This window comes from Aquabacterium parvum, assembly GCF_001447195.1.
Lineage (GTDB): Bacteria > Pseudomonadota > Gammaproteobacteria > Burkholderiales > Burkholderiaceae_C > Aquabacterium > Aquabacterium parvum.
The window spans coordinates 155,093-167,588 of the sequence record NZ_LFRI01000144.1 but is presented as its reverse complement, the minus strand read 5'-3'; the positions used below and the strand labels follow the sequence as shown (position 1 = coordinate 167,588).

Sequence of the window (12,496 nt, the reverse complement as noted above, 5' to 3'; positions counted from 1 at the left end):
CTGACACACTGATGCCGTCACCAAAAGAAATGGTGTCGTCACTTGGGAGGATGCCGTTTCGAACAGAGCCATAGTCCCAGATGGTGTCTGCGCCATCACCCCGGTTGAAAATGTAGGTATCTGCAGACTGGTATGCGGTGATGAAGTCATTGCCGGCTCCGCCAACAAAGGTGTTGACCTGCGAGGCAGGGTGATAACCTTCAATCGCACTGATCGTGTCGTTACCTGCGCCACCTTCAATCCAATTTGCACTGCTGGCAGCACCATACTCGATCGTATCCTTGCCTTCACCACCGTAGATGTGATTCGAGCCAGCATTAGTGACGCGAATCGTGTCGTCACCGCCACCGCCATGCAAAGTGTCGCTGCCCAGGTCACTCAGAAGGTAGTCGTTACCCAGGCCGCCATATATCCAATCGTTGCCTAGCCCCGCGTTGATGGTCTCGACAGGCCGCCCGCCGATCAAGAAATCGTCACCGCTAGTGGCCCTCCCCAGCAGTTCAGTCCAGTTCAGATCGTGGAGGGTCGAATCCGAAGGCAGAGCAGATAGCCAGTCTGCCAAAAGCGCTCTGGCGTCCAAACCTACAGTTTTGAATACCGCGTTGCTGAAATGCGCGAGATCGACCAAATCCAGCATGGCCGCGCGTTCGTCGGATTGCTTGAGCGAGTTCAGCAGCGCAGTTACGCCTGATGAGCTGAACTCAATCGATGCACTGGTGACCTCAACTGAAATCGCATCGAAATAGGACTTCAAACGTGTCTGAGCCGCCAGGCCATAGTAGACAGAATCCTGAAGTGCCTTGTACGACGCCTCCAAAGCAGCGGTAACCTGTCCGGGCAAGTTGGCGCCCCAGCGACCGATCAGCTGAGTCAACGCATTGGTTCCGTTGAAGCGCTCTAAGGTGATGATCTTTGCAAACAGGGTGGGATTCTGCTCCGCGAACGTCTTGATGGCGGCGGCATGAGGCAAGCTTGCGTTGTAGCCCGTCTGCGTGATGCCGTCGCCACCCAAGAATGGGCTGCTGGTGACAAATGAGGACGTTGCGCCCCACTGCTGAAGCAAATTGTCCAGCACAGCCATTTGTGCATCACGCGTTTGCCCCTGGGCGAACGCCGCAACGGTGGTGCTCAGTGCTGTGGCTGCCCCGGTGTCAAGGCTCATGGCCTGACGCAGGCTGTTCACCATCCCACTGCCACGCATTTCTGGCAACTCTCCAGCTGTGTTCGTCACAGGCACGGACGGCAGTTCGGAATAGAAGGGGTTGTCCGCCAAGTTCAGGTTGGCGGCGGAGTCGTTAGTGACGATGACGCTGTCAAGCTCAGTGGTGCCCGTGGTGCGCGTGACGGTGGCTTTGCCGGTGATACTGTTGCCACCTCCCAGGTTCTCGTTCGCGGACGTGTAGGTCAGGTCGATGCTGATGATGCCCTTGGACGCAAGGGTGCTGAGTTCATTTGCTTCGGATATCCCGTTCTGGTTCAGATCCTGCCAAAGTCGAAGTGTGGTGAAAGCGGCGTCATCAGCGTTGAAGACGTGGTCGCCATTTCCATCTAATGCAGCCAATGCCTCGAAACCCGAGGCTGCTTTGCGGGTAATTCCGCCAATAGTGATGTCGGTATCCACACCAAGGAGTTCCTTACCGGAATCGATGGTGCCGTTGTTGTTGATGTCATGGACGAGCCAAGCATCATCCCCCTTCAGCCAGCCGGTTGAGGTTTTGATCCCGTCACCATTGTGATCAAAGAGAATCGGAGCAGCTGGGTTGATCGCGACAGTCTCGATTTGATCGCCATCTAAATCTATCGCCAAAGGGTCTCTAGCAGCGATAGATACTGCCTCCCTAAATATTTGATCAATCTTTGATGGGGAATTTTGAAGCCACCTACTGAGGTCCAACAAGGTTTCTCGGACCCCCTCGTCAATTTGATCAGTAAAATCCTGCAAGCGATCGTTGTTATTTAGCCAACGCTGGAAGTCAGACCAAACTTTGTCGGCGTCTGCTACACCTTGAACATTGCCGCCTGGAAGGTCATAGTCGGATCCAGGGGACCAATAGTTTTCTGGGCCATCAAGAGCAGGAGACGGCAGTTGCGCTTCGCGTAATGCCTCGTCCACTGCTGCGTTTGAATTTGAGCTTAAGGGGTTATAAGGTACATCTACCTGATTGACTCTCTGCATTGTGTTTTTAATACTCTCCCAATACCCGGAGAGATCATTCCCATCAAGGATTGTTTCCCTTGGGTGCGGAGTGAGCGTGGGGTCAGGGTTCAACGGGTCACGCGCAGAATCCCAGTCCGGCGTGCCGCTGGTGTAGGCCCCCGATTCCGTTGTTACGTTCCCAAAAACAGAGAGGGCCAGCTCGTTTCGGCCGCCTTGAGCAGCGCCCGGCCCAAAATAACCTGGGCCTCCTCGCGCGTAAAACTGCTGCCCATTGGAGTCTGTGTAAACAATATATTTATGCTTGATGCCCAGCCCACCCACAAGAAATGCGGCGGCATATCCGACTTCAATTTTTTCCATGACCCACCCCTTTTTAAATAAAGTCAGACCAAATTTTTACTTCGGTAGCGGTTGAGTTCGCTGCTATGTTTTGTGTTATTTTTACGGATATTTTTTTTCTCACCGGCGAAGGCGGTGAAAAGAAGGCTTTCTCAGCAACAATAAGAGCCGTATTCTCAGGTATTGTATTTTTTAAATTCCTGCCGGTCTCGTCATCTTTGTATTGAACTTTTGGCCCTGCTGGCCAAACTCTTGCCCAGCTATGCCTGTATTCCTTTACATCAAAGCCGTGCGATGCTAAATGGCGCAGCTTTTTGTTGGCATCTTCAATTTTCATGTCCGGCGGAAAATATTTGTCAGCAATTTCTTTGTTTTTGTCTATACCTTTTTCCGCCTCTGCGGAGCGCATATCTTGGAAAAAATCTTCCGCCCAATCTTTTTGAGCATCAACGCAACCTGTCATAAAAACCCCCGCAAGAAAAATCGCCGTCGTTAGGTGTGTTTTCATTCATCGCTCCTTAAGACTTTCTGAAACATGCGACTGCACGGGACTGAGCAGGTATTCAATGACCCGCCTCTTCCCGGTCTTGATCTCTGCCGTGAGGTTCATCCCCGGCGCCAGCCGAATCGCCTTGCCATCCACATCAATGGCATGCGCCGCCAGCGTGAGCGTGGCGGGGAAGACCGCCCCACCCGACGCAACCGCCTTGCCATCCTTGCCGGGCTGCACGCTGGGCTCCTTCATCACCGCGTCGGCCGTGATGGTCGTCACCTTGGCCTCCACCGTGCCGTAGCGCGTGAAAGGAAACGTCTCCAGCTTGATGGCCGCTTCCTGCCCCAGGTGCACAAACCCCACGTCCTTGTTCTCCAGCGTCACCTCGGCGGTGACCTGCGCGGCGTCGGGCACCACCACCATGAGCACCTGCGCGGGGGTGACCACGCCGCCGGTGGTGTGCACGGCGCGCTGCTGCACGGTGCCGCTCACCGGCGCGCGCAGCGTGGTGAGTTGCTCGCGCTGGCCGGTCTTGGTGCCCTCGGCCTGCAGCGAGCGCGCTTGCAGGTCAGCCTTGGCGTGCCGCTCGCTCAGCGTCTTGAGTGCTTCGGTGCGCCAAGCCGCGTGGTTGTGCTCGGCCTGCGCGATGGCGGCCTTGACCTCGACCAGGCGGGCGCGCTGGGTGGCCAGGTCACGTTCCATCTCGATGCGCGCCTGGGTGCGGTCCTGGCCTGCGTGCTGGCTCACGAAGCCCTGGGCTTGCAGGGTCTGGAAGTCGTCCTCGCGCTTGCGCACGATGGGCAGCGTGGCTTGGAGCTTCTCGATCTGCTCCTTGACGGTTTGCAGCTCGGCCTGGCGGGTGTCGATGTCGGCCTGCAGGCGCGCGAGCTGGGCCTGCGTGTCGCGCCACTCGGCGTCGAGCTGGCTGCGCATGAGCTCGCGCTCGTCTGGGCTCAGGGCGTTGCTGGCCTGGCGGGCTTCTTCAGGCAGCACAGGGGCTTTGGTGCCACGCTCACGCAAGGCTGTCAGCAGCGCCTGTGTTCGCCACGCTTCTGAGAGGGCGCCTGAGCGCTCCTGGCTGACCCGGCTGTTGTCCGCCTGGGCACTGGTGGGGTCGAGCTCGATGAGCACCTGACCGGCTTGCACCTTGTCGCCATCCTTGACGTGGATGGCCTTGACCACGCTGGCTTCGAGCGGCTGGATGAGCTTGGTGCCGTCGCTCACCACGATGCGCCCTGGCGCCACGGCCACGATGTCGACTTGGCCGATGCAGGCCCACAGCAGCGCGATGGTGAAGAGCGCCATGATGGCCCACAGCGCGCGGCGCGGGGCTGGGTGGGGCGGCGTGGCCTGCAGGCTCAGCGCCGCGGGCAAGAAGGCGGCCTCGTCGGCCATGCGGGCGGGGCCGGCCAGTTCATGGCGGTGGGCCCAGGCGGCCTGCACCACGGAGCGGTAGCGTTGCAGCAACTCCAAGAAGGGATGGCGCTGTGGAGGCTTTGAGTCGCCACCGGGGTTGCCCGGCGATCCAGGCGTGATGGGTGGGGTGGTGGTGCTCATGCCTGGCCCCCCGGTGTTGCGGGCGCCAGCGGCCCGCCACTTGGCGGCGGATCTCCTTCGCTGCCGCCTTGCTGCTGCATGCGCCACAGGTAGGCGTAAAGCCCCTTGGGCCTTTGAATCAGCACCTCATGAGGCCCCGCCTCGACGATGCGCCCCTTCTCCATGGCCACGATGCGGTTGGCATGGCGCACGGCGCTGAGGCGGTGGGCGATGATGATCACGGTGCGCCCCTTGCAGATGGCGGCCATGTTGCGCTGGATGATGGCCTCGCTCTCGTAGTCCAGGGCCGAGGTTGCCTCATCAAAAATCAGCACGCGCGGGTTGGTGAACAGCGCCCGCGCAATCGCGATGCGCTGGCGCTGCCCGCCCGACAGCGACGCGCCTTGCTCGCCCACCACCGTGTCATAACCCTCGGCCAGCTCGCTGATGAAGTCGTGGGCGCCGGCTAGTCGGGCGGCGTGCATGATGGCTTCGAGCGGCGCGGCCGGGTCGGCCACGGCGATGTTCTCGCGCACGCTGCGGTTGAACAGGAAGTTGTCCTGCAGCACCACGCCCACCTGGCGGCGCAGCTGCGCCGCGTCCACCAGGCTGATGTCGATGCCGTCGACCTGCACCCGGCCCTGCTCGGGCACGTACAGGCGCTGCACCAGCTTGGTCAGGGTGCTCTTGCCCGAGCCCGAGCGCCCCACGATGCCGATGACTTCGCCGGCGCGCATGTCCAGGCTCACGTCGTGCAGCACGGGGGCGGCTTCGGGGCGGTAGCGGAAGGTGACGTTGTCCAGCGTGATGCGGCCCTTGAGCTGGGGCAGCTGGGCGGCGGTGCTGGGCGGCACCTCGGTGCGTGTGTTGAGGATGTCGCCCAGGCGCTCCATGGAGATGCCCGTTTGCTGGAAGTCGGTCCACATCTGGGCCATGCGCATGATGGGCTGTGACACGCGACCGGCGAACATGTTGAAGGCCACGAACTGGCCGACGGTGAGCTCCTGGTCCATCACCAGCTTGGCGCCGAACCACAACGTGGCGGCGTTGATGAGCTTGCCAATCAGGTTGATGCCCTCGTGGGCCCAGGTGGCGAGCGTTTGCGTCTTGAAGCTGGCCGACACGTAGGCGGCGAGCTGGTTGTCCCAGCGGCGCGCCATCTGGGGCTCCAGCGCGTTGGCCTTGACGGTCTGGATGCCGGTGATGGTCTCGACCAGCAGGGACTGGTTTTCCGCCCCGCGGGCGAACTTCTCGTTCAATCGCCCGCGCAGGATCGGCACGACCACCAGCGTGAGCAGGGTGTACAGCGGCAGGCTCAGCAGCACGATGAGGGTGAGCTGCCAGCTGTAGAGCAGCATCACGGCGATGAAGAGCACCGAGAAGAGCACGTCCAGCACCAGGGTCAGGGCCTGGCCGGTGAGGAAGCTGCGGATGTTCTCGAGCTCGCGCACGCGGGCCACGGAGTCACCGACGCGGCGGGCCTGGAAGTAGGCCAGGGGCAACTGCAGCAGGTGGCGAAACAGCCGAGAGCCCAACTCGACGTCCATGCGGCTGGTGGTGTGGCTGAAGACGTAGGCGCGCAGGCCTGTCAGCAGTGACTCGAAAACGACGACCACGACCAGACCGATGACGAGCACGTCCAGCGTGGTCAGTCCCCGGTGCACCAGCACCTTGTCCATGACGACCTGGAAGAACAGCGGGCTGACCAGGGCGAAGAGTTGCAGGAAGAAGGAAACCAGCAGCACCTCACCCAGCAGCTTGCGATGCTTGACGATGCTGGGGATGAACCAGCTGAAGTCGAACTTGGCGAGGGCGCCGACGAGGCTGGCGCGGCTGGTGGCCAGCAGCAAGGTGCCGGAGCCAGATGGATTGCCAGCCGGGGCCCAGCGGGCAACAAAGGCCTCCATGGGCTCGATGGTGGGGCGGCCACCGCCTTCGGCTGACGGGTCTTGGTAAAGCACACGCTGGCCGTCGCATTGGGCGAGCAGCACCCAGCGCTCGGTGCCATCGTCGGCGCGGATGCGCGCCAGGGCGGGTAAAGCGGCGAGCGATAAACGTGAGCCGGTGGTCTGGCTGAGCTTGGCCTTGAGGCCAACGTGCTGGGCGGCCAGCAGCAGTTCGGCGTCTGAAACTGAACTGGAGGCGGTCAGGCCGAATTCATGCGCAAGCAGGCCCGGGTCGGCTGCGATGTGGTGCAGGCGTGCCAAAAAACACAGCGCATGAAGCGCCGATGCCTGCGGCGAGCCACCCTCGTCTGGAGGCAAAGCATCGGACATCGCGGTCGTTGACTGCACCGTGGTACTGCGTCCCATCCCTGGACCTACTTTGATAACTTTCTAATTGTCAATTTAGCGTATCGGATGTTACAACTTCGGTCAACACTCCAAACAAAGGGGCCATCTCCCGCCTCCGCGGAGACGACTACATCGCCTCCTAAACAGAGACCCTCGCAACGACATCGGTACACACCGCACCTTGGCTTATCAAGGCTCTGACCTCAAGAACGCAAGCTTGGTAAGGCCATAGGTAGTCGGCCAATCACACAAGGTTCACCGCTTGCGTTGCCTGCTGCGCAGTTGCTGCTCCAGTTGCTCAATGCGCGCACGCATATCAGGCACCGAAGCCAGCAGTTTCGCCACGGCCGTCCAGTAGGCATAACCGATGTCACCATCTTCGAGCGACAGCTCCCTGAGTTTGCGCAAGGCCACGGTGAGATCCAGTTCATCGTCTTTCACAGCAAAGTTCCTTGTTCGTTGATTGCCGCACCCTCATCTGCCGCGGCAGCCGGCATCTGTCCACCTTGATCGCTTGCGAACGGACTCGCTATCCGCTCCCGCATGAGATCAGCACACAAGTGCGGGACCCGAATCGGAAGCATCTGCATCCGCCAAAGGTCACGCAGCCTCACCTTGAAGCGAGCGCCGCTCCCTCCGTCCGCAATGTCACATCGGTCGTGATAGAGCGCGGCCATCATGGCCACGCCGTGCCGCAACAACGATGCTTCGTAGCTGGTCAACTCAAAGCGCATGTCAACGTGATCGACGGTCTGGACATCGGCCAGGTCATGACCACATGTTTGGCATTGCCTGAGGTAGGCAGTCCCCTCACCGCTCGGGCCCGACTCAGCCATGTCGAATGGCATCCTCAGCGGGCTGGAACAAACCGCGCAGACATCCTCCAGCATGCACTGGTGCAGCATGCAAAAGCGCACACCGTTGAAGCGCCAGTCGACTCGCAGATGCGGGGTTTCCAGCACACGAGCGTTGCCTTTGGACCGTGCCTGACCTACCTGGACCATAGTCTCGGTCAGCTTGCTCAAGCGTGCGCGCAGGAACGCACGTGTCTCCCGCTCGACGAACGGCGCTAATTCGACCTCTTCGGCGGAGATCTCGCCGGTCGCCGCGAGCCGCCGGTGTGTTCGGGCACTTACGACCACCTGCAGACCGGCGATCGCTGCGCCGTGCTCCAAGCTCTGCAGCAACAGGCGCGGGAACGAGTCCTGATGGCGATCACGAGCGATTTCGCTGGCGTTATCGATCGCGTCGAGCAGCAGGACCAGTTGCCGGTCCGCCGAGCCGCGGCGTAAGGTCGCGACGGCTTGCTCCAGGCGCACGCGGAAAGTGCGAAGGATGTCTTCGCTGTTGCTGGTCGAGGGCAGCATGGGGTCGCACAAGCCTCGACAGACGATCAACAGGCCCGCATAAACCAACGCTGCCGACTGCAACGTCATCGCCGGGCGCTCCTGCAGCCCTTCCTGGTCACTCATTTCAAACTCCCGTTGTGGCACAGCGGGGCGTTGCACAACCCCGAATGTGCGAATTAGTGTGTGTACGAATGAGTGTACGACTTGGAGAGTCGCGCTGTGCGGCACTCTCCTCAACAGGCTTTCGGTCAAAGGATCAGGGAACTGCGTCAAGCCAAAGGCATGACGCAGGAGGACTTGGCCGACCGCTGCGGCCTGTTTCGCACGTACATGAGTCGGATCGAAACCGGCAAGGCCAACCCGACGCTGACCATGATTCATGCGCTGGCAGACAGCGTTGGCGTGCCGGTCCAGTCGCTTTTTGATCCTGCGGGGCAGGCTGCTCCGGCAGCACAAGAGTCGACGCGCTGACCTTCCTAGGCGGCAAGCAAACCAAAACCAAAGCCCAGCCAGGCGCACCTCGCCTGGGGATGACATCGATTTCGCCTCGCGTCCGAAAGATACGGAACTGAGCGACACGAAATCCGGAAAAGTACAGAACTGAACGAACACAGGCGACGAAACTGAAGAAATCAGTCGTCGCCAAGTGCTTGATTCAGCTCATTCGGGGCTACAGGATTGAACGAAAGTCGACAGGAGCCCACCGGCCCGGGAAGCTGCTGGAGCGCGTCATGCAAAGGCCGGCGGCTATCGCGGTGATTGAAATCCTTGGTTTGCCGCCCTGGGTGCGGCTGCCTAGACTCAGTTCCTGAATCCCGGCCCCTCACAGGAGAAGAACATGACCCAAGAAGCCAAGTGCCCGTTCTCTGGCGCCCACAAGCCCGCCACCCAGGCCGTGCGCGGCAACCGCGACTGGTGGCCCAACCAGCTCAACCTGGCCATCCTGCACCAGCAGGGCCCTCAGTCCAACCCGATGGGTGAGGACTTCGACTATTCGGAAGCTTTCAAGAAGCTCGACCTCGACGCCGTCGTCGCCGACCTCAAGGCCCTGATGACCGACTCGCAGGACTGGTGGCCTGCCGACTGGGGTCACTACGGCGGCCTGTTCATCCGCATGGCCTGGCACGCCGCCGGCACCTACCGCATCCAGGACGGACGCGGCGGCGCGGGCACCGGCAACCAGCGCTTTGCGCCCCTCAACAGCTGGCCCGACAACGGCAACCTCGACAAGGCCCGGCGCCTGCTGTGGCCCATCAAGCAGAAGTACGGCCGCCACCTGTCCTGGGCAGACCTCTTCATCCTGACCGGCAACGTGGCGCTCGAGTCCATGGGGTTCAAGACCTTCGGCTTTGCCGGTGGCCGCCCCGACATCTGGGAGCCCGAGATCGACATCGACTGGGGCCCCGAAGCCAAGTGGCTGGCCAGCAGCAAGGAAGGCAACAGCCGCTACTCGGGTGAGCGCGAGCTGGCCAACCCGCTGGCCGCCGTGCAGATGGGTCTGATCTACGTGAACCCCGAAGGCCCGGACGGCAACCCCGACCCGGTGGCATCCGGCCGCGACGTGCGCGAGACCTTCGCCCGCATGGCCATGAACGACGAAGAAACCGTGGCCCTGGTGGCAGGTGGCCACACCTTCGGCAAGGCGCACGGCGCGGGCGACCCGAGCCTGGTGGGGCCCGAACCCGAGGCCGCCCCGGTGGAAGCCATGGGCCTGGGCTGGATCAACCAGCTGGGCTCGGGCAAAGGCGTGCACATCACCACCAGCGGCATCGAAGGGGCCTGGAAGCCCAACCCCACGACCTGGGACAACGGCTACTTCGACATGCTCTTCGGCTACGAATGGGAGCTCACCAAGAGCCCGGCTGGCGCTCACCAGTGGGTGGCCAAGGACGTCAAGCCCGAGCACATGATCCCCGACGCGCACGACCCCTCGAAAAAGCACGCGCCGATGATGACCACGGCCGACCTGTCGCTGCGCTTTGACCCGGCCTACGAAAAGATCTCGTGCCGCTTCCACCAGAACCCGGCCGAGTTCGCCGACGCTTTTGCCCGCGCCTGGTTCAAGCTCACCCACCGTGACATGGGCCCGCGTGCACGCTACCTGGGCAAGCTGGTGCCAAAAGAAGAACTCATCTGGCAAGACCCGATCCCGGCCGTCGACCACAAGCTGGTGGACGCCGCCGACGTGACCCGCCTCAAGGCCGAGGTGCTGGCTTCGGGTCTGAGCACGGCCGAGCTGGTGGGTACCGCCTGGGCCTCGGCCTCGACCTTCCGCGGCAGCGACAAACGCGGCGGCGCCAACGGTGCGCGCATCCGACTGGCGCCGCAGAAAGACTGGGAGGCCAACCAGCCGGCCCAGCTCGCCAAGGTGCTGGCCAAGCTCGAAGCCATCCAGCAGGCCTTCAACGCCCAGGCCACCGATGGCAAGCGTGTGTCGCTGGCCGACCTGATCGTGCTGGCCGGCAACGCCGCCGTGGAAGCCGCCGCCAAACAGGCGGGCCACGCCGTGCACGTGCCGTTCACACCGGGTCGCATGGACGCCTCGCAGGCGCAGACCGACGTCGAGTCCTTCGCCGTGCTGGAGCCCCGCGCCGATGGCTTCCGCAACTTCACCAGGAAGGACTGGGAAGCCGCTGCCGCCGAGCTGCTGATCGACAAAGCCCAGCTGCTGACGCTGAGCGCGCCCGAGATGACGGTGCTCGTCGGTGGCCTGCGCGCCCTCGGCGCCAACACCGCAGGCACGAAGCACGGCGTGTTCACCCAGCGCCCAGGCACGCTGAGCAACGACTTCTTTGTCAACGTGCTGGACATGGGCACCACCTGGCAGCGTTCAAGCGCCGATGCCAGCGTGCTCGAAGGGCGCGATCGCAAGACGGGGGCGGTGAAGTGGACGGCCACGGTGGTCGACCTCGTCTTCGGCTCGAACTCCCAACTGCGCGCGCTCGCCGAGGTCTACGCCAGCAGCGATGCCCAGGTCAAGTTCATCGATGACTTCGTGGCCGCCTGGGTCAAGGTGATGAACCTCGACCGCTTCGACGCGGCCTGACGTCAGGCCAGGCACGGCGCCCCCCGGAGCGCGGGAGGGCTGCCGTGCGTCCTGATACACAGGGGTGGATTTTTGGTGCAGTATCGGCAGCCTCTTGCCAGCCTGCACCCATGTCCCAGCCTCAGACACCCAACATCTTCAGCCGGCCCCTGACGCCTCCCCCCGTCAACCTGGAGCTGGAGCAAAAGCTCATCCTGTCCTTGTTCCAGCAGGGTCGCATGCCTGAGGCAGAGCGCGCTGCGCGGTCGCTTTCCGAGCGCGCTCCCAAGCACGGCTTCGCCTGGAAGGCCCTGGGTCTGATCCTCAGTCGGCAAGGCCGCAAAGAGGAGGCGCTGCAGCCGATGCAGCAGGCCTGCAAGCTGATGCCCCAGGACGCCGAGGCCTTCAACAACCTGGGCGCCCTCTTTGAAGAATTCCACCGCCTGGACCTGGCGCAGTCTTGCTACCAGCATGCCAGCGAGGTCAACGCAAGTTTCGAAGCAGCGCTGGACAACCTGATCCGCCTGGTCGAAAAACAGGACCGTCCGCAGGATTTGCTGCCCCTGCTCAAGCGCAAGCTCAAGGCCGCGCCCAACGACGACTATGTGCGACACCAGGTCGACATGCTCGAGAGCAACCAGACAGATGCGGCGCCCAGCGCCTACGTCGTGCGCCTGTTCGACCACTACGCCGAGCAGTTCGACCACCACCTCCAGCACGAGTTGGGCTACCGTGCGCCCGCAGACATCGTCGGGCTGCTGGAACGACACGCCCCCGAGCAGCACGCCTGGCGCGTGGTCGACCTGGGTTGCGGCACAGGCCTGGTGGCCGAGGCCCTGGCCGGCCGGGCGCAGTCGCTGGTGGGTGTAGACCTGTCCGAGAAGATGTTGCGCCAGGCTCACGCTCGCGGGGACTACACCCAGCTGGTTTGCGCAGACGTGCTGCAACACCTGCAACAAGCCGAAAGCGGCAGCGCGGACACCGTCATCGCGACGGACGTGTTCATCTACGTGGGCAAAATCGACGAGGTGGTGGCCCAGGCCCATCGCCTGCTCAGCCACGGCGGCTTGTTCGCCTTCACCGTGGAGGACATGGCGGCATCGCGCTTGGCACCCACACCAGCCGACCTCGAGCGCGGTCATCGCCTGGAACGATCAGGCCGGTATTCGCACGCCGAGGCCCACCTGCACAAACTGGCTCAACAGCACGGATTCCAGGTGCTCGCCCACGAGCCCACGGTCATCCGACGCGACAAAGACCAACCCCTGCACGGGCACCTGGTGCTCTGGCAGCGCTGAGCCG

9 protein-coding genes are annotated in these 12,496 nt (G+C 62.4%); 3 read left to right on the top strand and 6 right to left on the bottom strand.

Features of this window, described 5'->3' with window-relative positions:
• From ABG80_RS05400 to ABG80_RS05380, 6 genes are all read right to left on the bottom strand, one after another.
• A partial coding sequence (locus ABG80_RS05400) for a calcium-binding protein (protein ID WP_152987474.1) occupies positions 1–2,518 on the bottom strand: 2,518 nt, incomplete at its 3' end.
• Positions 2,519–2,531: 13 nt separating this feature from the next.
• Complete coding sequence (locus ABG80_RS21880) at positions 2,532–3,005, bottom strand: hypothetical protein (protein ID WP_152987473.1); 474 nt, start codon at positions 3,003–3,005, stop codon at positions 2,532–2,534.
• Entirely contained in the window at positions 3,006–4,547 is a 1,542-nt protein-coding gene (locus ABG80_RS05395) for an HlyD family type I secretion periplasmic adaptor subunit (protein WP_058086723.1), read from the bottom strand.
• Entirely contained in the window at positions 4,544–6,838 is a 2,295-nt protein-coding gene (locus ABG80_RS05390) for a type I secretion system permease/ATPase (protein ID WP_407638731.1), read from the bottom strand. The genes ABG80_RS05395 and ABG80_RS05390 overlap by 4 nt, the downstream gene beginning before the upstream one ends.
• A 237-nt stretch (positions 6,839–7,075) precedes the next feature.
• Positions 7,076–7,261: a hypothetical protein gene (locus tag ABG80_RS05385; RefSeq protein ID WP_058086721.1), complete on the bottom strand. Its 186-nt coding sequence runs from the start codon at positions 7,259–7,261 to the stop codon at positions 7,076–7,078.
• Entirely contained in the window at positions 7,258–8,292 is a 1,035-nt protein-coding gene (locus tag ABG80_RS05380) for an NACHT domain-containing protein (RefSeq protein ID WP_058086720.1), read from the bottom strand. The genes ABG80_RS05385 and ABG80_RS05380 overlap by 4 nt, the downstream gene beginning before the upstream one ends.
• Positions 8,293–8,364: 72 nt before the next feature.
• Between ABG80_RS05380 and ABG80_RS05375 the strand changes: the two genes are divergently transcribed.
• The 3 genes from ABG80_RS05375 to ABG80_RS05365 all read left to right on the top strand — a co-directional run bounded on the left by ABG80_RS05375 (position 8,365) and on the right by ABG80_RS05365 (position 12,492).
• Positions 8,365–8,640 carry a helix-turn-helix domain-containing protein gene (locus tag ABG80_RS05375; RefSeq protein WP_321166032.1) on the top strand — a complete coding sequence of 92 codons (276 nt, stop codon included), beginning with the start codon at positions 8,365–8,367 and terminating at the stop codon, positions 8,638–8,640.
• A gap of 367 nt (positions 8,641–9,007) precedes the next feature.
• Positions 9,008–11,215 carry a catalase/peroxidase HPI gene (katG, locus tag ABG80_RS05370; protein WP_058086718.1) on the top strand — a complete coding sequence of 736 codons (2,208 nt, stop codon included), beginning with the start codon at positions 9,008–9,010 and terminating at the stop codon, positions 11,213–11,215.
• 110 nt (positions 11,216–11,325) lie between these two features.
• Positions 11,326–12,492, top strand: coding sequence for a methyltransferase domain-containing protein (locus ABG80_RS05365; RefSeq protein WP_058086717.1), 1,167 nt, complete (start codon positions 11,326–11,328; stop codon positions 12,490–12,492).
• Positions 12,493–12,496: the final 4 nt, after the last annotated feature.

Bases quoted from the DNA above. Each gene is read 5' to 3' on its own strand.
- ABG80_RS21880 (WP_152987473.1), bottom strand. From the start codon at position 3,005: ATGAAAACACACCTAACGACGGCGATTTTTCTTGCGGGGGTTTTTATG.
- ABG80_RS05395 (WP_058086723.1), bottom strand. From the start codon at position 4,547: ATGAGCACCACCACCCCACCCATCACGCCTGGATCGCCGGGCAACCCC.
- ABG80_RS05390 (WP_407638731.1), bottom strand. From the start codon at position 6,838: ATGGGACGCAGTACCACGGTGCAGTCAACGACCGCGATGTCCGATGCT.
- ABG80_RS05380 (WP_058086720.1), bottom strand. From the start codon at position 8,292: ATGAGTGACCAGGAAGGGCTGCAGGAGCGCCCGGCGATGACGTTGCAG.
- katG (WP_058086718.1), top strand. From the start codon at position 9,008: ATGACCCAAGAAGCCAAGTGCCCGTTCTCTGGCGCCCACAAGCCCGCC.
- ABG80_RS05365 (WP_058086717.1), top strand. From the start codon at position 11,326: ATGTCCCAGCCTCAGACACCCAACATCTTCAGCCGGCCCCTGACGCCT.